The organism is Roseicyclus marinus (assembly GCF_030163795.1).
Taxonomy (GTDB): domain Bacteria; phylum Pseudomonadota; class Alphaproteobacteria; order Rhodobacterales; family Rhodobacteraceae; genus Roseicyclus; species Roseicyclus marinus.
On sequence record NZ_JASJOF010000005.1, the window covers coordinates 64,123 to 82,695 of the forward strand.

22 protein-coding genes are annotated in these 18,573 nt (G+C 64.5%); 8 read left to right on the top strand and 14 right to left on the bottom strand.

The genetic code is table 11. The features are described from left to right. The first annotated feature begins 9 nt into the window (after positions 1-9). Both rpmE and QQK63_RS09190 read left to right on the top strand, forming a co-directional pair. Positions 10-231 carry a 50S ribosomal protein L31 gene (rpmE, locus tag QQK63_RS09185; RefSeq protein WP_277824499.1) on the top strand — a complete coding sequence of 74 codons (222 nt, stop codon included), beginning with the start codon at positions 10-12 and terminating at the stop codon, positions 229-231. A gap of 225 nt (positions 232-456) precedes the next feature. Further along, the gene (locus QQK63_RS09190) at positions 457-1,266 is read left to right on the top strand and encodes a division plane positioning ATPase MipZ (protein WP_277824501.1); all 810 of its coding nucleotides are present in this window, start codon (positions 457-459) and stop codon (positions 1,264-1,266) included. A gap of 103 nt (positions 1,267-1,369) precedes the next feature. On the opposite strand, the gene QQK63_RS09195 is transcribed toward QQK63_RS09190, so the two are convergent. The 4 genes from QQK63_RS09195 to rpsA form a co-directional block, all read right to left on the bottom strand. Then, complete coding sequence (locus QQK63_RS09195; RefSeq protein ID WP_277824503.1) at positions 1,370-2,383, bottom strand: cytochrome d ubiquinol oxidase subunit II; 1,014 nt, start codon at positions 2,381-2,383, stop codon at positions 1,370-1,372. Positions 2,384-2,388: 5 nt separating this feature from the next. Next, positions 2,389-3,825 (bottom strand): cytochrome ubiquinol oxidase subunit I, encoded by a 1,437-nt coding sequence (locus QQK63_RS09200; RefSeq protein WP_277824505.1) that lies wholly within the window; start codon positions 3,823-3,825, stop codon positions 2,389-2,391. A gap of 12 nt (positions 3,826-3,837) precedes the next feature. Further along, positions 3,838-4,389 carry a GbsR/MarR family transcriptional regulator gene (locus QQK63_RS09205; protein WP_277824507.1) on the bottom strand — a complete coding sequence of 184 codons (552 nt, stop codon included), beginning with the start codon at positions 4,387-4,389 and terminating at the stop codon, positions 3,838-3,840. Between the two features lie 189 nt (positions 4,390-4,578). Beyond that, positions 4,579-6,258, bottom strand: coding sequence for a 30S ribosomal protein S1 (gene rpsA, locus QQK63_RS09210; protein WP_277824509.1), 1,680 nt, complete (start codon positions 6,256-6,258; stop codon positions 4,579-4,581). A gap of 355 nt (positions 6,259-6,613) precedes the next feature. Between rpsA and QQK63_RS09215 the strand changes: the two genes are divergently transcribed. Further along, on the top strand, positions 6,614-6,922 hold the full coding sequence (locus QQK63_RS09215) for a hypothetical protein (protein ID WP_277824511.1): 309 nt from the start codon (positions 6,614-6,616) through the stop codon (positions 6,920-6,922). Here the strand turns inward: QQK63_RS09215 and QQK63_RS09220 are convergent. Continuing rightward, positions 6,901-7,551, bottom strand: a complete 651-nt coding sequence (locus QQK63_RS09220; protein WP_277824513.1) for a (d)CMP kinase — start codon at positions 7,549-7,551, stop codon at positions 6,901-6,903. The genes QQK63_RS09215 and QQK63_RS09220 overlap by 22 nt on opposite strands. A 71-nt stretch (positions 7,552-7,622) precedes the next feature. Continuing rightward, positions 7,623-8,981: a 3-phosphoshikimate 1-carboxyvinyltransferase gene (gene aroA, locus QQK63_RS09225; protein WP_277824515.1), complete on the bottom strand. Its 1,359-nt coding sequence runs from the start codon at positions 8,979-8,981 to the stop codon at positions 7,623-7,625. Between the two features lie 190 nt (positions 8,982-9,171). Between aroA and QQK63_RS09230 the strand changes: the two genes are divergently transcribed. After that, positions 9,172-10,062, top strand: a complete 891-nt coding sequence (locus QQK63_RS09230) for a Hint domain-containing protein (RefSeq protein WP_277824517.1) — start codon at positions 9,172-9,174, stop codon at positions 10,060-10,062. A gap of 97 nt (positions 10,063-10,159) precedes the next feature. Next, entirely contained in the window at positions 10,160-10,777 is a 618-nt protein-coding gene (locus QQK63_RS09235; RefSeq protein WP_277824519.1) for a 50S ribosomal protein L25/general stress protein Ctc, read from the top strand. 61 nt (positions 10,778-10,838) lie between these two features. Here the strand turns inward: QQK63_RS09235 and QQK63_RS09240 are convergent, their stop codons facing one another. Further along, positions 10,839-11,558, bottom strand: a complete 720-nt coding sequence (locus QQK63_RS09240) for an FkbM family methyltransferase (RefSeq protein WP_277824521.1) — start codon at positions 11,556-11,558, stop codon at positions 10,839-10,841. A gap of 194 nt (positions 11,559-11,752) precedes the next feature. Between QQK63_RS09240 and pth the strand changes: the two genes are divergently transcribed. The 3 genes from pth to QQK63_RS09255 all read left to right on the top strand — a co-directional run bounded on the left by pth (position 11,753) and on the right by QQK63_RS09255 (position 14,159). Then, positions 11,753-12,457 (top strand): aminoacyl-tRNA hydrolase, encoded by a 705-nt coding sequence (gene pth, locus QQK63_RS09245; protein WP_277824523.1) that lies wholly within the window; start codon positions 11,753-11,755, stop codon positions 12,455-12,457. Between the two features lie 66 nt (positions 12,458-12,523). Further along, positions 12,524-13,687 carry a serine hydrolase domain-containing protein gene (locus QQK63_RS09250; RefSeq protein WP_277824525.1) on the top strand — a complete coding sequence of 388 codons (1,164 nt, stop codon included), beginning with the start codon at positions 12,524-12,526 and terminating at the stop codon, positions 13,685-13,687. Between the two features lie 85 nt (positions 13,688-13,772). Next, on the top strand, positions 13,773-14,159 hold the full coding sequence (locus QQK63_RS09255) for a DUF2237 family protein (RefSeq protein ID WP_277824527.1): 387 nt from the start codon (positions 13,773-13,775) through the stop codon (positions 14,157-14,159). Positions 14,160-14,163: 4 nt separating this feature from the next. Here the strand turns inward: QQK63_RS09255 and QQK63_RS09260 are convergent, their stop codons facing one another. The 7 genes from QQK63_RS09260 to ihfB all read right to left on the bottom strand — a co-directional run bounded on the left by QQK63_RS09260 (position 14,164) and on the right by ihfB (position 18,406). Then, entirely contained in the window at positions 14,164-14,664 is a 501-nt protein-coding gene (locus tag QQK63_RS09260; protein ID WP_277824529.1) for a helix-turn-helix transcriptional regulator, read from the bottom strand. A 24-nt stretch (positions 14,665-14,688) separates the two neighbouring features. After that, positions 14,689-15,072, bottom strand: coding sequence for a hypothetical protein (locus QQK63_RS09265; RefSeq protein ID WP_277824531.1), 384 nt, complete (start codon positions 15,070-15,072; stop codon positions 14,689-14,691). 86 nt (positions 15,073-15,158) lie between these two features. Further along, a complete protein-coding gene (locus tag QQK63_RS09270; RefSeq protein ID WP_277824533.1) occupies positions 15,159-15,602 on the bottom strand; it encodes a PepSY domain-containing protein in 444 nt (147 codons plus the stop codon). A gap of 161 nt (positions 15,603-15,763) precedes the next feature. Then, a complete protein-coding gene (gene trpB, locus QQK63_RS09275; RefSeq protein WP_277824535.1) occupies positions 15,764-16,993 on the bottom strand; it encodes a tryptophan synthase subunit beta in 1,230 nt (409 codons plus the stop codon). A 79-nt stretch (positions 16,994-17,072) separates the two neighbouring features. Then, a complete protein-coding gene (locus QQK63_RS09280) occupies positions 17,073-17,723 on the bottom strand; it encodes a phosphoribosylanthranilate isomerase (protein ID WP_277824537.1) in 651 nt (216 codons plus the stop codon). 4 nt (positions 17,724-17,727) lie between these two features. Beyond that, entirely contained in the window at positions 17,728-18,099 is a 372-nt protein-coding gene (locus QQK63_RS09285) for a LapA family protein (RefSeq protein WP_277824539.1), read from the bottom strand. Positions 18,100-18,121: 22 nt separating this feature from the next. Continuing rightward, complete coding sequence (ihfB, locus tag QQK63_RS09290; protein ID WP_277824541.1) at positions 18,122-18,406, bottom strand: integration host factor subunit beta; 285 nt, start codon at positions 18,404-18,406, stop codon at positions 18,122-18,124. Positions 18,407-18,573: the final 167 nt, after the last annotated feature.

An 18,573-nucleotide genomic window follows, 5' to 3' on the forward strand; every position in this document is an offset into this window, starting at 1 on the left:
AGCGACGTGATGAAAAAGGACATCCACCCCGACTATCACGTCATCAACGTCAAGATGACCAACGGCGACGTCGTCCAGATGCGCTCCACCTGGGGCAAGGAAGGCGATACCATGTCGCTCGACATCGACCCCTCGGTCCACCCGGCCTGGACCGGTGGCGGCCAGCGCCTGATGGACACCGGCGGCCGCGTGTCGAAGTTCAAGAAGAAATACGAAGGCCTCGGCTTCTGAGCCGACGCCCCGCTGTGTCACAGCCGCGACGCCGCCCCAGCCGGGCGGCGTTCGTGTCTGGGGGCCCGACATCGGGCTGCCGTGCCGCGAAAGCCACGGCAGGGCGGCGGTCACAGCCCGCGATTGGCGCTTAACCTTCGGGCGGCATCCGTGTAGATTTCGCAACAGATCGCGCCCCGCTCAACGAGGGCGTCCATATCTTGGGCCGTAACCGGGGGACGGGCAGTGGCGCATATCATCGTTCTGGGCAATGAAAAGGGCGGATCGGGGAAATCCACGACCGCCATGCATGTCGCAACCGCGCTTGTGCGGCTCGGCCATGTGGTCGGCGGGCTTGACCTCGATCTGCGGCAGCGCAGTTTCGCGCGCTACATGGAAAACCGCCGCGCCACGATCGCGGCCCGCGGCCTCGACTTGGCCGCCCCCGAACTCAAAGACCTGCCCGAGATCGACCCCGCCACCCTCTCCGAGGGCGAGAATATTCTCGACAAACGCCTCTCGGCCGCTGTCGCCGATCTCGAGACGCGCTGCGATTTCATCGTGATCGACTGCCCCGGCAGCCACACCCGCCTGAGCCAGGTCGCCCACAGCCTCGCCGACACGCTGATCACGCCGATGAACGACAGTTTCGTCGATTTCGACCTGCTGGCGCGGATCGACCCCGAAACCTACGAGATCAAGGGCCCCAGCGTCTATTCCGAGATGGTCTGGCACGCCCGCCAATTGCGCGCCCGCGCGGGCCTGACACCAATGGACTGGATCGCGGTCCGCAACCGCCTGCCGACCCAACAGATGCACAACAAACGCAAGGTCGGCCGCGCGCTCGAGGCGCTGTCGACCCGCATCGGCTTCCGCATCGCGCCGGGCTTTTCGGAACGCGTCATCTTTCGCGAGCTGTTCCCCAGCGGCATGACGCTCTTGGACCTGCGCGAGTTGGGCGTGGACCGGCTCAACATCTCGAACCTTGCCGCACGACAGGAATTGCGCGACCTGATGCGCGCGCTCAACCTGCCCGGCGTGACCGTCGAATTCTGACCCTGTTTCGCCGCGCCTTGCGCGTCGACCCGCCGGGGGCTCTGCCCCCGGACCCCCGCCGTATTTCCGGAAAGATGAAGGGGGGCGGATCAGGACCGGCCCCTCAATCGTAGCGCAGTTCCGTCGCCTTGCCGCGGAAGATCGTATAGGCCAGCACCGAATAGCCCGCGATCACCGGCACCACGATGCAAGCCCCCACGAAGATGATGAACAGGCTTTCGGGGGCAGAGGCCGCCTCGTAGATCGTCAGCCTGTCGGGGACGACGTAAGGATAGAAACTGTAGGCCATGCCCACATAGGCCAAGGCGAAAAGCGCCGTCGCCACGGCAAAGGGCAGCCAGGACCGCGCATCCCCCGCATAGGGCATGGCGCGCAGCATCCGCCACAGCCACAAGATCAACAGGCCCGACAAGATCGGCAGGGGCGCAAGATAGATCACTTCGGGAAAGCTCAACCATTTGTCGAAGATCCGGGTGGAGACCAGAGGGGTCGCCAGCGACACCGCCCCGATACCAAGGATCACGCCCCAGAGGCTTTCACGCCCCCAGCGCACCGATTTCGCCTGCAACACGCCTTCGGTCTTGTGGATCAGCCATGTGGAGCCGATGAAACTGTAGCCCACGGCCAGAAACACCGCCGTCAGCGTCGCGAAGGCATAGGTGGCGAGCGTCTGCTCCAGCCCCATGATGTAGAGGCCGAGCATGAACCCTTGGGCCAAGGCGGTCATCAGGGAGCCGACAAAGAACAGCCGGTTCCACAGGCGCTTGTGGTGATCCCGCGCCTTGGCCCGGAATTCGAAGGCGACACCGCGCAGGATCAACCCCACCAGCATCACGAAAACCGGCAGGTAGAGCGCCGTCAGGATCATCCCGTGCGCCGCCGGAAAGGCGACGAGAAGCAGCCCCACCGCCAGCACGAGCCATGTTTCATTGGCATCCCAGAACGGGCCGATGGAGCCGATCATCTTGTCCTGTTCCGCCGGCGTGGCCAGCGGAAACAGGATGCCGACGCCCAGGTCGAACCCGTCGAGCACGACATAGATCAGGATCGACAACCCCATGAGCGAGGCGAAGGCCCAAGGCAGCCAATCGGCGGGGTTCGCGAAATCGGGCAACATCGCACTCACTCCGCCGGGTTCAGGGCCATCACCCCGGCTTTGCCGGAATGGTTCATGTCATTCGCGCGCCCGTCCTCGCCCTTGGCGGCCTTGCGCGCCAGATAGGCGATCACCCCGATATAGGCGACCAGAAGCGCGGCATAGATCGCAAGATAGGTCACCAGCGTGCCCATCACCATCGGCGCGGGCACATCGGCCACCGCCATCTCGGTCGTCATCACACCCTGCACGAGCCAGGGCTGGCGGCCGATTTCCGTCGTGTACCAGCCTGCAAGCGTGGCGACCCAGCCCGAGAAGGCCATCGGCACCAGCGCCCAGAGCAGCGGCTTGGGCAATCCCTCGACCGCGAACCAATGGCCCGCGATGCGCCCCTGGTGCAGCGCGCGGCGGCGCCACATGAACCAGACCGCGGTCCAACTCAGGAGCAGCATGGCCATGCCCGTTCCCACCATCACGCGGAAGGACCAGAAGACCGGGGCGACGGGCGGATGCAGCAGCGTTCCGTCCTCCGCGACAAACTCGTTCAGACCCTTCAACTCGCCATCCCACTCATGCGTGAGGATGAACGAGGCAAGACCGGGGATTTCCACCGCCATGCGGTTGGTGCGTGCCTCCTCGTCCGGGATCCCGAACAGCACGAGCGGCGCACCGTTCTGCGTTTCCCACAGGCCTTCCATCGCCGCGACCTTGGCGGGCTGGTATTCCTTGGTGTTCAGCCCGTGCAGGTCACCCATGAAGATCTGCACCGGGATCAGCAGCGCGCCGATGGCGACGCCGGTTTTCAGCATCGCCCGCACTTCGCGCGAGCGGTCACCAAGGATCCAGCGAAAGGCCGAAACCCCCGCGATCAGGAAGCCGACCGTCAGGAAGCTTGCCAGCATCATATGGGCAAAGCGGTAGGGCATCGACGGGTTGAAGATGATCGCCCACCAATCCGTGGCAAAGGCCTGACCGTCGATCATCTCGAAGCCCTGCGGCGTGTGCATCCACGAATTCAGCACGATGATCCAGAAGGCCGACATCGTAGTCCCGAAGGCGACAAGCCCCGTGGCCAGCATATGCAGCCAGCCCGGCACGCGGGAAAAGCCGAACAGCATGATGCCGATGAACACCGCCTCGAGGAAGAAGGCCGTCAGCACCTCATAGGCCAACAGGGGCCCGGCGATATTGCCCACCGTCTCCATGAAGCCCGGCCAGTTGGTGCCGAACTGGAACGACATGGTGATGCCAGACACCACGCCCATGGCAAAGGACAGGGCAAAGATCTTCACCCAGAACCGGTAGGAGGCCATCCATTTCTCGTCCCCGGTCTGCGCGAAACGCACACGGAAAAAGAACAGGACCCAGCCCAGCGCGATGGTGATCGTCGGGAACAGGATGTGGAACGAAATATTGGCCGCGAATTGAATGCGGCTCAGAAGAAGGGTGTCGAGCGTTTCCATGATCTGCTTTCCCTACTTGCGTTTCACGAGTGCGGGGATCATCCCGCCCGTCTTGTCGATCAGCCCCGCGATGCGCGAGCCCAGCGTCATCAGTTTGACCAGCCGCTCGGTCTCGAGCCGCTCCATCTCCGCGTAAAAGCCGGTCATCATCTCGATCAGCTCGCGCAGTTCCGCGATGCGCGCCTCGGCGTAATCGTCGCCTGCGGGCCCCTGCATCTCCAGCTCGCGCAGCTTGCTCAGCGTGGGGTCGATCTCGCGCTTCTTGCGCTCGGCCACCAGCGTGCGGACGATCTCCCACAGATCGTCAGGCGTGGTGAAGTAATCCCGCCGGTCGCCCGGAACATGCTTGAGCCGGACAAGGTTCCAGCTCTGCAATTCCTTCAGGCCCATCGACGTGTTCGATCGGCTGATCCCGAGGGCCTCGGTGATCGTTTCCGCGTTCAGCGGTTGAGAAGACAGGAACAGCAGGGCGTAGATCTGCCCCACGGTGCGGTTGATGCCCCACCGGCTGCCCATTTCCCCGAAATGCAGGACGAATTCCTGCTGGAGTGGTGTCAGGCGCATGCCTAAAATCCTGTTCGCGCAGAGATTTCAGTAATTTCTGAAATGTAAATAAGTCCCGATCCCCGCAGGGCAACGCAGCAGGGGTGCGACATGTCGGCCCGCCACACGGACAGGCCGGGCCGAACGAAAAAGGCCCCGCCGGTCTGGCGGGGCCTTTCGCATCTTGATCGGGCCGATGGCCCTGCGGGATCATTCGTCGCGCTTGAGCGCTGCGCCCAGAATGTCGCCCAGCGACGCGCCCGAGTCGGACGACCCGAACTGTTCCACGGCTTCCTTCTCTTCGGCGATCTCGCGCGCCTTGATCGACAGGCCCAGGCGGCGAGTCTTGGCGTCGATGTTGGTGACGCGCACGTCGACCTTGTCGCCCACGCCGAAACGCTCGGGGCGCTGCTCGGCACGGTCACGCGACAGGTCGGAACGGCGGATGAAGGATTTCATGCCTTCGTATTCCACCTCGATCCCGCCATCCTCGATCGCGGTGACCGCAACCGTGATGATGGAACCGCGCTTCACGCCGCCGATGACCTCGGCCAGCGGGTCGCCTTCGACCGCCTTGATCGAGAGCGAGATACGCTCCTTCTCGGTGTCGACCTCGGTGACCACGGCCTTGACCATGTCGCCCTTGCGGTAATCACCGATCACATCCTCGCCACGGCCTTCCCAGGTCAGGTCGGACAGGTGGACCATGCCGTCGATGTCGTTCTCGAGACCCACGAACAAACCGAATTCGGTGATGTTCTTGACCTCGCCCTCGACGACGGTGCCCACGGGATGGGTCTCTTCAAAGACTTCCCACGGGTTGCGCATGGTCTGCTTGAGACCCAGCGACACGCGGCGCTTGGCGGTGTCGATCTCCAGAACCATGACCTCGACCTCTTGCGAGGTGGACACGATCTTGCCGGGATGCACGTTCTTCTTGGTCCAGGACATTTCGGACACGTGCACGAGACCCTCAACCCCCGGCTCCAGCTCCACAAAGGCGCCGTAATCGGTGATGTTGGTGACGCGGCCGGTATGGGTCGATTCCAGCGGGTAGCGCGTTTCCACGGCATCCCACGGATCGTCCTGCAGCTGCTTCATACCCAGGCTGATGCGATGGGTGTCCTTGTTGACCTTGATGACCTGCACCTTGATCGTTTCGCCGATCGACAGGACTTCCTTGGGGTCGTTCACACGGCGCCATGCCATGTCGGTGACGTGCAGCAGGCCGTCCACACCGCCCAGGTCCACGAAGGCCCCGTATTCGGTGATGTTCTTGACCACGCCGTCGACCACGTCGCCCTCGGTCAGCTTGCCGATGACCTCGGCGCGCTGCTCGGCGCGGGATTCCTCGAGGATCGCGCGGCGCGACACGACGATATTGCCGCGGCGACGGTCCATCTTCAGAATCTGGAACGGCTGCTTCAGACCCATCAGCGGGCCGGCATCGCGCACGGGGCGCACATCGACCTGAGAGCCGGGCAGGAAGGCCACGGCACCGCCCAGATCGACGGTGAACCCGCCCTTGACCCTGCCAAAGATGGCGCCATCGACGCGCTCTTCGGCGGCATAGGCCTTTTCAAGACGATCCCAAGCGGCTTCGCGGCGCGCCATCTCGCGGCTGAGCACAGCCTCGCCACGGGCGTTTTCCACGTTGCGCAGGTAGACCTCGACCTCGTCGCCAACGGCGATCTCGGGGGCCTCACCGGGATTTGCGAATTCCTTCAGATCGATCCGGCCTTCCATCTTGTAGCCGACATCGATGATGGCCTGGCCCGCCTCGATGGCGATGACCTTGCCCTTGACGACAGAACCCTCGTCGGGGGTGTCGATTTCGAAGCTTTCGTTCAGGAGGGCTTCGAATTCCTCCATGGTTGCTTTAGCGCACATACGGTTCAGTTTTCCTTTTCGGTGCTTTGCTGGCCGTGCGGTTGTCTCCGCCGGTCTTGGGATGATCGTTGGTCTGGCGGTCCGGAAAACAAAGAGGGCCGGTAAACCCGACCCTGCCCGATCTCTCTGCTTCCGACGTGACCCGCCGTGTTGACGCAGGCCTCATACCCCCAAGCCCCGCTCAAGGCAAGAGCCCGTCACAATTGCCCAACCAGCACAGGCCACACACGGCAATCCGCCGCCCTCCCGTCGACCGCCCCGACCTGCCGTTTTCGGTAGCTTGCGCCCCGCCCACCAAAATCTAATCTGTTGTCATTCTGAGAACCGGACACTGTGTAAACGATCAGGTGCGTAAATGGAAAATCTGTCTCGTCTCTCTCAATTGGCAAAACTGCGGCAGGTCGCGCATGACATGGAACGCGACCTCGGCCTCGCCGATCTCGACCGCAAGGATCGTGACATCCTGATAGCCTTCTGCGTCGCGGGCCATCCCGATCCGCGCCATGGCATCGTGGCCCGCACCGAAACCGTGCGGCAACACCCGATGCTGTGCGATATCTCCCAGCCGACCTTCCACCGCGCTCTGCGCCGGCTCGTCACGCGCGGCTGGCTGGCGCGCCTGACCGGCCTGCCGCCGGGCACCTACCGGTTGCGGACCGACTGAACCGCCACGATCGCCGCCGCAACCGCCGCCTCGACGCTCATCTCGCTCGTGTCGAGCAATACCGCATCCTCCGCCGCGCGCATCGGCGCGGCGCTGCGGCCAGCGTCGCGCGCATCGCGGGCGCGCACCTCTTCCAGAACCGTGGCCAGATCGGTCGCGTGACCTGCGGCCTGCAACTCGCGACAGCGTCTTTCCGCGCGCACCTCCGCGCTTGCCGTCACGAACAGCTTCACCTCCGCCTCGGGGCAGATCACCGTCCCGATATCGCGCCCGTCCAGCACCGCGCCCCCCACCCGCCGCGCGAAAGCGCGCTGGAACTGGACAAGGGCCGCGCGCACCTCGGGGATCACCGCGACCTCGCTCGCCGCCCCGGCAATGGCCGCCGTGCGCAGCGCCTCGGGCTCGGCCATGTCCGACGGGTCCAGCGCGCGCGCCGCCGCCACCGCATCCTCGCCCGCCAGCACCCGCCGCCCGACCGCGCGGTAAAGCAGCCCGGTATCCAGATGCGCAAAACCGAAATGCGCCGCCACCGCCCGGCTGATCGTGCCCTTGCCCGCAGCCGCCGGCCCGTCGATGGCGACCGTGAAGCTGTTTTCCGCGCTCTGCGACACCGCGATCACCCTCGTCATCTTCTCTGTTTCACAAATATCCCGGGGGAGTCCCTGAAGGGGACGGGGGCAGAGCCCCCACGCGTCCGACCCTATCCCGCCTGGTTCACCCGGTCGAGCCGCGCCCCAAGGCCCCGCATCAAGGGCTCGAAAACCGGGAAGGATGTCGCAATCGGTCCCGCATCATCCACCGTGACAGGCTGGCGCGACGCCAAGCCCGCACACAGGAAAGACATGGCGATCCGGTGATCGAGATGGGTGGCCACCGTCACACCCCCCTCGACCCCACCGGGTCCCTTGCCATGGACGATCCACCAATCGGGACCATCCTCCACCTCGATCCCCGCCGCGCGCAGACCCACGGCCATGGCGTCGATCCGGTCGCTTTCCTTGACGCGCAATTCCTTGACGCCGCGCATCACCGTCGGCCCCTCGGCATTGGCCGCGACCACCGACAGGATCGGGTATTCGTCGATCATGCTCGCCGCGCGCTCGGGCGGCACCTCGATGCCTTTCATGTCGGGCGAATACCGCGCCCGCAGATCGGCGACAGGCTCGCCGCCTTCCTCGCGCAGGTTCTCGTAGGTCAGATCGGCCCCCATCTCGCGCAATGTCTCGAACAGGCCCGCGCGGGTCGGGTTCAACCCGATATTGGGGACCAGCACGTCCGATCCCTCGACGATCAGCGCCGCACAGACCGGAAAGGCCGCCGAGCTTGGATCGCGCGGCACCACGATGGTCTGGGGCTTCAGCTCCGGCTGGCCGGTCAGCGTGATGACCCGGCCCTCTTGCGTGATCTCGGTCGTGATCTCCGCCCCGAACCCCGCCAGCATCCGCTCGGTGTGATCGCGCGTCGCTTCCGCCTCGATCACAACGGTCTGCCCGGGCGCGTTCAGCCCGGCCAGAAGCACGGCGGATTTCACCTGCGCCGAGGGGACGGGCGTGGTGTAACGCACCGGCAGCGGGGCCGCAGCCCCCGTGATCGTCATCGGCAGTCGCCCGCCCCTGCGTCCGACGGCACTTGCCCCGAACAGCGCCAGCGGATCCGTCACCCGCGCCATCGGCCGCGACCGGAGCGAGGCATCGCCGGTAAAGGTCGCGCTGATCGGCGTGGTCGCCATCGTCCCCATGATCAGGCGCACGCCGGTGCCCGAATTGCCGCAATCGATCACGTCCTCGGGCTCGGCGAAACCGCCCACCCCCACGCCATGCACATGCCAGACGCCCTCCGCATCGCGGCTGACCTCCGCGCCGAAGGCGCGCATCGCCTTGGCGGTATCCAGCACGTCCTGCCCTTCCAGCAGACCGGTGATGACGGTCTCGCCCACCGCCATCGCACCAAGGATCAGAGACCGGTGGCTGATCGACTTGTCGCCCGGCACATCGGCCACGCCGGTCAGGGCCGCGCCCTTGCGGGCGGTCATCGGAACGGGGTCGCCATGGGCGGACATGCTGCACGTCTCCTCGCGTTGCGCCCCGCCTGATAGCCCTCGGCGCGCGGGGCGTAAACACCCCCGCGCAGTGCGGCTGCGACCAAACCGACCCGCCCGCGCGCACCGCCCCGAAAATTTACCTGTTCTTAAGGTTTGACTGCAAAAATTAACCAACGCGTAACCGCTTCGGGCGGATCGAGAGGCAAATTTGACGAATTTCTCGGCCACGCACTGGGTCAATCTCTCCATGGCGACCGCCACCGGAACGACCCGGCTCACATGGTCCGCAGTCCATGACATATCCCAGACCGGAACCGTGACCGACACCGCGCCGTTGGGCGAGTTGAACGCCTCGGACATGTTCCGCAACACATCCTTTACCGGGTTCCACGTCACGGTCGACGGCAAGGCCTATGGTGTGTTCCGAAGCGGACATACATATGCTGTGCCCTACAACAAGGGCATCCACGACATCTGGGGCGCGCCGGTCTTCGCCTCGGGCGAGACCACGCAATACCTGATGCCGCTCTCGGGCGCCGCGAATTGTTTTCTGGACGGAACGCGGCTGGCCACGCCCGGCGGCCCGCGTGGGATCGAGACGCTCGCGCCCGGCGATCTTGTCCAGCAGACCTCCGGGCCACCCGTCCCGGTGATCTGGATCTGGCGCCAAACGGTCCTGAACCTGCCCCAGACCCCGCCGCTGATCCGCCTTCGTGCCCACAGTCTTGGTCCCGGAACGCCCGCGCGCGATCTTGTGGTCACGCCCGATCACGCCATCGGGATCGGCGGCTTTCTGGTCACGGCACAGGCTCTGATGAACGGCCTGACCATCCACGAAGTTGCGCATCGGGACCTGCCGGAACACTATAGCTTGTGGCACGTCGAGGTGGCGGCCCATTGCCTGCTTCTGGCCGAGAACTGCCCGGCCGAAAGCTTTCTCGCCTATGGCGACCGCGACAGGTTCGACGGACACGACGCCTATCTCCGTCACCATGGCCACGACCGCCCCATCCCCGAGATGCCCCTGCCCCGCATCCTGTGCGCACGCCACCTGCCGCCCGCACTCAAGGCGCGCCTCGGCCTTGTGCGCGTGGCCTGATTGCACCTTTACAAACGGGCGATTCCCCCCTATGCGGCGGCCTTCAACCGGGGCCCGACACCCTTGGAGGCAGCCCCTTCGGATATGGAGAATAGCAATGGCTGGTGAGATTCCAGATCTTATCGCCGAGGCACGGACGGGGACAGGCAAGGGGGCCGCCCGTCAAGCACGCCGTGAAGGCAAGGTGCCCGGGGTCGTCTATGGTGGCGGCGCGGATCCGATGGCGATCCAGATCCCCTTCAACGTTCTGTTGAAGCGGCTCAAGCAGGGGCGGTTCATGTCCACCCTGTTCAACCTCAAGGTCGAAGGCCAGGATGACGTGCGCGTGATCTGCCGCGGCGTTCAGCGCGACGTGGTCAAGGACATGCCGACCCACGTCGACCTGATGCGCCTGCGCCGCACCTCGCGCGTGGCCCTGTTCATTCCGGTGGAATTCGTGAACCACGAGCAATCCCCGGGCCTCAAGCGCGGCGGCGTTCTCACCGTGGTGCGCCCCGAAGTCGAACTGGTTGTGACCGCCGGCGATATCCCCGATCACATCACCGTTGACCTTGCTGGCCGTGCCATCGGCGACGTGATCCACATCTCGGACGTGGCCCTGCCCGAAGGCGTGAAGCCGACGATCGACCGCGATTTCGTGATCGCCAACGTCTCGGCACCCTCGGGCCTCGTGAGTGCCGACAACGCCGAAGCGGAAGAAGCCGACGAGGAGTGATCGCCTCGCCGATTTCCGGCAAAAGGACAGAACGCCGCCCCCCGGGGCGGCGTTTTCCGTTTCAATCCTCGACGGCTGGCGTGCCAGCGTCGGTGAGCGGATCGGGATCTTCGGCCGCGCCCCAGACCTTGCGGAACCCGAGGATCTTGCCGCGCGACGTGACGGGATCATAGGTCAGGTCCATCGCTGACATGAAATCCACGATCTTCTTGATCGTGCGGGCGTGGTATTTCCTGGGGTGCAGTTCCATGACGCAATAGCGCAGGGGGCATTTCCAAGGACGGTTGAACATCTCGGCCTCCGCCCCCTCGACATCCATCAAGACGACATGGGGTTTGTGGGCCCGGATCAGGTCATGGATCGAGACCAGCGGCACCTTCACGGCCTCCCCTTTGCCATCGAGGCTGGAGCCCGTGTAGCCCGCCGAAATGGCGAAATCGCCCATCGCGCCTTCTGCAACCGCGCCGGTCACGGCCCCGTGGATCACCGTGACACCGGACAGGCCGTTGCGATCCAGATTATCCGTGATCACCGGCAAAAGCGCGGGGTTCGCTTCGACTGACAGCACGTTCTGCGGCCCCGCCTGCCGGGCGCAAAGCGCGGTGACATAGCCGATGCCCGCGCCCAGTTCGAGCACGCGAAATCCCGGCCGGACACAACGGTCAGCCGATCGCGCCTCGTCGGCCTCATAGGTGCCATCGGCGAGCTTGCCGAGGATTTCGGGTGTGGCAAGACCCATGGGAACCCCGAGGGAAATGCCGTTCAGGTGAAACTCGTGCACGGGGCGCAGTGTCCATGTCTGCGGGTTGTCTGGGCCTATCATGGGCCGCTGGCTGGCCCATGACCATGGCAATTTGAAGGCGGGGGTGTATGGGCCGCCGGGCCTTGCGGCTTGGCAAAGAGCCGGACGGCTGGCATCTACGCCCCGTCAGGATCTGGAACGCCGGCCGGAACGGGGCCAGCAAGGGGGACGCGATGCAGCTATGGGTCGGATTGGGCAATCCCGGCGCGAAATACGCGGGCAACCGGCACAACATAGGCTGGATGGCGCTTGACCGTATCGCGTCGGACCACGGCTTTGGCCCATGGCGCAGCAAGTTTCAGGGCAGCCTGTCCGAAGGTACGCTGGGCGGCGAAAAAATCCTGCTGCTCAAGCCCGAAACCTTCATGAACCTGTCCGGCCAATCGGTGGGCGAGGCGCTGCGCTTTTACAAGCTGACGGCGGGCGATGTGACCGTCTTCCATGACGAACTGGACCTTGCGCCGGGCAAGGCGCGCGTCAAATCGGGCGGCGGCCATGCAGGCCACAACGGCCTGCGGTCCCTGCACCAGCACGTGGGCGAGGCCTATCATCGCGTTCGGCTGGGCATCGGGCACCCGGGCCACAAGGATCGGGTCGCGGCCTATGTCCTGTCGGATTTCGCCAAGGCAGAGCAGGATTGGCTCGACGATCTGCTGCGCGGCATCTCGGATGGCGCGGCGGATCTGGCGCGGGGCGACAGCGCGCGGTTCCTGAATGCCGTGGCGCTGCGCACGGCACCGCCGCGTTCGTCCACCACGCAGGCCAAGACCAAGGCGGAGCCGCAAGAGAAACCCGGCAAGGACATCGGGACGCCGGAGACGGACGAGCCGCCAGAGGCCCGCTCGCCCATGCAGCGGCTGCTGGACAAGTTCCGCTAGGTCACGACAGCCCCGCCTTGCGACCGTGTCGGCCCGCATGCTTTCCTTGCCGAAAAGGGGAATGGAATGCGCCGCTTGCTCAAGGTCGGGATCCGGGGCCTTGCCATACTGCTGGTCCTCGCCTTGGCCGCAGGGATCTGGAAACGCGAGGAAATCGCCCGCCTGATGGCCGTGAATACCTTGTTCGAGGCCGACAGGATCGTTGCCAATTTCAGCAACATGAACCGCGCCTTTCTGAACGCGCCGGTCCCGCGCGGCACCGGACCGGTCAGCCCCCTACCGCAAGGGCAAGTGGCCGTCCTGCCGCCCGACGTGGAGGATTGGATCGTCAGCCGCGCAGTGACGGCGCTGGTGGTTTTGAAGGATGGGCAAATCGTTCATGAAAGCTACCACCTCGGCACTGCGCCCGAGGACCGGCGGATTTCATGGTCGGTGGCGAAAAGCTATCTCTCGGCGCTTTTGGGGACGCTGGTGGCCGATGGCACCATCCCCGATCTCGATGCACCCGTGACGCGCTATGCCCCGACGCTGGTCGGGTCGGCCTATGACGGTGCGACCATCCGCAACGTGCTGCAGATGGCGTCGGGCGTCGACTTCGACGAGGATTACCTGGACTACGATTCCGACATCAACCGCATGGGCCGCGAGATCGCGCTGGGTGGCACGCTTGACGGTTTCACCGCCGGGATCACGGCACGCGCACGCGGCCCGGGCAGCGGCTGGCAATATGTCTCGATGGACACGCATGTGATCGGCATGGTGATCCGGGGCGCCACCGGGCAAGACATCCCCACGCTTCTGTCCGAGCGCATCATCGCACCCCTCGGGCTGGAGGCCGAGCCCTATTACCTGACCGATGGCCAAGGCGTGGCCTTCGTTCTGGGCGGGCTGAACCTGACCACGCGCGACTACGCCCGCTTTGGCCAGATGATCGCGCAAGATGGCGTCTGGCAGGGCAACCGCATCCTTCCCGAAGGGTGGGTCGCGGAATCGACCGCGCCTTCGGCCCCGACCGCGCTGGGGGCCATCGGCTATGGCTACCAATGGTGGGTGCCGGTGGGCGCGGAGCCGGGTCAGTTCATGGCGCGGGGCATTTACGGCCAGTACCTCTACATCGACCAGCAGCGCGGTGTGGTGATCGCCACGAATGGCGCGGACCGGGGATTTCGCGAACCGGGTGTGGACGAGGCCAATGTCGCGATCTTCCGATCGATCGCCGAAAACCTTTAGAGCCCGCCGCCGCCTGCTCCTTGCCCGAAGGCCACGAATGGTTAGCTTGGTCGGTGAGGGACCAACACAGGGAAAGGACCGCCAGATGCCGATCAGGATGGATGCCTCCGTCAACGTGCTGGGCGGAAGCTTGCAAAGCTGCTCCCGCGACCCGATGACGGGGTTCTTTCGTAACGGGGCCTGCGACACCTGCGCCGAGGATCGGGGCAGCCACACGGTCTGCGCCGTGATGACGGCGGAATTCCTGGCCTTTTCGAAATATCTCGGCAACGACCTGTCGACGCCGCGGCCGGAATACGGGTTCGCGGGGCTGAAGCCCGGGGATCACTGGTGCCTTTGCGCGGGCCGGTTCCTGCAAGCCCATGAGGATGGTGCTGCCCCGCGGGTCAATCTTGCCGCGACGCACGCACGCGCGCTGGACATCGTGCCCCTGGACGTGTTGCGCGAACACGCGCTGGACATTGAGGGCTGAACGCTCACGCTGTGGGCGTCATCGCATCGCCCATAAGGTCTTCGACAAACAGGCTCAGGAGCTGTGGGCGCCCGCTTACGCCCGCCTTGCGATAGATCGCATTTGTTTGCGCCTTGACCGTGCCTTCGCTGGTCTGACGCAGGGTCGCGATTTCCGAGATGGACAAGCCCTTGAGCGCGAAAAGCGCGACATCGCGTTCAGCGGGCGTCAGGCCCCATTCCTCGAAGCGTTCCTCCACAAGTTCCATGAAAGCGCCCGAGGCGGCCCTTAGGGCGCGCTCCGCCACGCGTGTCCGGCGCAATGATGCGCGCAACATCAGCGCGGCAAGCGTAACCCCGAGAACGAGCCCCAGCGCTGCGCCAATTTCCATCAACTCGCGGTATCGCCATGGCACCGGGTCAACCGGAACACGCAACAGGGCAAGGAAGATGTCGGACACGAAAAAGACCGCGCAAATGACCTGAAGCACCAGAAGTGCCGCGAAAATTCCAGCGCGATTCAGCATGCTGCGGCCTGTTCAGGCCGCCCGTCAATCATCGTCATCCCCGTCATCGTCCCCATCATCGTCATCGTCACCGTCGTCATCATCATCGTCGTCGTCATCTTCCACGTCGTCGTCCACGTCCTCGTAATCGCCGATATCGGGGATCACCGCGCGCGCGCCGTCTCGGTCGACGAAGTCACGCAGGATCGCGCCATTTCTGGGATCAATGACAAGCTCGCGGCTCAGATCGGACCGGCGGGCGACGATCCTGAGCCGACCAAGCAAGGTTTCGCGCACCTCAAGCACGGTAAAGCCCTGCCGCTCCAGTTGCGCCACGACGCTGCGGGCGACCGGGTCGCCCTGCGCCCATGCCGGGCCCGCCGCAAATGCGGCGACACCGAATAAAAGGAGGCGGCGGCGTGTCAGCATGGCGAAAGGGCACCCTATGGGTATCGCCCGCCGACCAAGGCCGACGGGCGTATTGAAATCAAACCACAGATACTGCGGGGCTACGATCAATCATCGTCGCCATCATCATCACTGTCGTCACTGTTGTCATCGTCGCGGTCATCGGAACCGTGATCATCGGGGCCGTCGTCGTCATCATCGTCGTAATCATCGTCGTAATCATCGTCGCCGTCATCGTCGTCCAAGGTAAAGTCGCTGTCCTCGCGATCGAACTCGACACCCACGCGCCCTCTGTCATCGGCATCCGCAAGTTCGATTTCCGAGTCGAGGATCGCCCCGGACACTGCATCGTAGATCACCTCGATCTTCTGGTCGCCCAGCGTAGCCTCGATCTTGATCTGCGTGGGGGCTTGGTTCACCTCGATATAGGTATAGCCACGCGCCTGATATTCGCTGACGAGCCTGTCGATATCGACAAGGCCCTGCGCCGAGGCGGGTCCAGTCAGGGCAAGCCCCGCGGCGCTGGTGGTCAAAAGAAAGCGTTTCATCATTTCGATCTCCTTTCATGCTGCGCAGCCGGCAAAGGGTGCCGACCGTCTCAGCAAAAGGAGCCGTCAGGCCATCGTTGGCCATGGCATACGGGTTTATCCGGCGGGGCGTAAACCCACCGCCAAGCGGCATAAACCGAAGTGATAGAGGATCAGGTGCCCGGTCAGGCCCCGGTCATGTCCCAACCGAGCGCGCGGGCGACGGTAAAGATATCCTTGTCGCCCCGGCCGCACATGTTCATCACGATGATATGGTCGCGCGGCAGGTCGGGCGCGATCTTTGTGACATGGGCCAGCGCGTGGCTGGGTTCCAGCGCGGGGATGATGCCTTCGGTCTCGCAAGAGAGCTGGAAGGCATCAAGCGCCTCGGTATCGGTGATCGAGACATATTGCGCCCGCCCGATATCGTGCAGCCACGCATGTTCCGGCCCGATGCCCGGATAGTCGAGGCCCGCCGAAATCGAATGCCCTTCGAGAATCTGGCCATCCTCGTCCTGCAACAGGTAGGTGCGATTGCCATGCAGCACGCCCGGCCGACCACCAGTCAGACTGGCGCAATGCTCCATCTTGTCATTGACGCCCTTGCCGCCCGCCTCGACGCCTATGATCGCCACCTCCTTGTCGTCGAGGAAGGGATAGAACAGGCCCATCGCATTCGACCCGCCGCCGATGGCCGCGATGATCGTATCGGGCAGCCGCCCCTCGGCTTCCATCATCTGCTCGCGGGTTTCCTTGCCGATGATCGACTGAAAATCGCGGACCATCGCCGGGTAGGGGTGCGGACCTGCAACCGTACCGATGCAATAAAAGGTGTCGCGCACATTGGTGACCCAATCGCGCAGCGCGTCATTCATCGCATCCTTCAGCGTGCCGCGCCCGGAGGTGACCGGGATCACCTCGGCCCCCAGAAGCTTCATCCGGAACACGTTGGGCGCCTGTCGCTGCACGTCATGCGCGCCCATGTAGACCACGCATTTCAAGCCGAACTTGGCACAGACCGTGGCGGTCGCAACACCGTGCTGGCCCGCGCCGGTTTCCGCGATGATCCGCGTCTTGCCCATGCGGCGGGCAAGGATGATCTGGCCCAGCACGTTGTTGATCTTGTGCGCGCCGGTGTGGTTCAGCTCGTCCCGCTTGAAATAGATCTTGGCCCCGCCCAGACGCTCGGTCAGGCGCTCCGCGTAATAAAGCGGGCTGGGGCGGCCAACGTAATGCTTCCAGAGATAGTCCATCTCGTCCCAGAAACTCTGGTCCGTCTTGGCATGTTCGTATTGGGCCTCAAGCTCGAGGATGAGCGGCATCAGGGTCTCGGAGACGAAGCGCCCGCCGAAATCGCCAAACCGCCCCTTTTCGTCCGGACCGGTCATGAAGCTGTTCAGGATATCTTCGGGCATGGGCCTGACCTCTGCTGGTTCGGGGTGAAGGGGTAGCGCGCGGACCCGGTCGGGGCAAGGGCCGAGACCGGCCGGCGCGTCACGCGGCCCCTGTGTCGAGCGCCCGGGCGAAATCCATCATCCGGCCTGCATCCTTGATCCCCGGCGCGCTTTCGACCCCAGAGGAGACATCGACTTGACGCGCGCCTGTCAGCCGCACGGCCTCGGCCACGTTGTCGGGCGAAAGCCCCCCTGCCAGCATCCACGGCTTCTTCCAGTATTTCCGGCCTGCCAGAAGCCGCCAGTCAAAGGACAGACCATTGCCGCCGGGCAGATCCGCGCCCTTGGGCGGCTTCGCATCGATCAGGAGCTGATCGGCCACCTCGGAAAAGGTGTCGATCTGGGCCAGATCCTCGGCCGTGGCGATCCCCAGCGCCTTCATCACCGGTAGGCCGTAACGGGCGCGCACCTGTGCGACACGCTCGGGGCTTTCGTGGCCATGTAGTTGCAGCATGTCGAGCGGAACGGCCGCGACGAGCGCATCAAGGGCGACATCATCGGCATCGACGGTCAAGGCTACCTTGGCGATGCCCGTCGGCACCTCGAGCGCAAGGTTGCGCGCGGCATCCATCGTGACATTACGGGGAGATTTCGGAAAGAAGACGAAGCCCACGTAGCGCGCCCCGGCCTCGGCTGCAGACTTGATATCCTGCGGCCGGGTCAGGCCGCAGAACTTGATCGCTGTCTGCATCGGATCAGCGGGCCGAACCCGAACGGCCATCGACCAGCGCCAGGATCTCGTCCTCGCTGCCCTGCGCCGGACCCTTGAGCGTGGTCATCTCACGCTCGAGCGCGCGGGCGGTCTGCTTGTGGGTCTTGGCTTCGACCCGGTAGCGGTGTTCGCGCAGCCATTCCCAGACGAAACCGACCAGAACGCCGATGGTCACGGCCCCCAATACCACGAGGAACAAGGGCAGCTCGATCGCGTACTGGATCCCGAACCAACCCGCCAGATCGGGCGGGATCACCTCCAGCGTCACGGTCTCGCGGTTGGCCATCGCCATCAGGACAAGAGCCAGCGCCACGGTGACGAGGAAGAGGTATTTCAGGTATCGCAGAATGATCATGTCGAGCAGTCCTTGGGGTCGGTCACGCGTCGCCGTTCAACCGATCGCGTAGCAGTTTGCCCGCCTTGAAGAAAGGGACGTGCTTTTCCTCGACCGCGACGCTTTCGCCGGTGCGCGGATTGCGGCCGGTGCGGGCGTCGCGCTGCTTGACCGAAAAGGCGCCGAAGCCGCGCAATTCGACCCGGTTGCCGCTCGCCATCGCCTCGATGATCTCTTCGAAGATCGCGTTCACGATCCTTTCGACGTCACGTTGGTAGAGATGCGGGTTCTCGTCCGACAGCTTCTGGATCAGCTCGGAGCGTATCATCGTGGCGTCCCTCCCAAGTGACAGCGCTTGTATTCTTTCGGGGCACTATAGGCGCATTCTTTTTCGATGAATACAGCCAAGCCACGGGAAATGGGGCGGTTTCACGGCCCCGATGGCCGGTGTCGGGCGGAAATCGGGGCCGCGAGTGGCCTTGGGACGCCACCCCG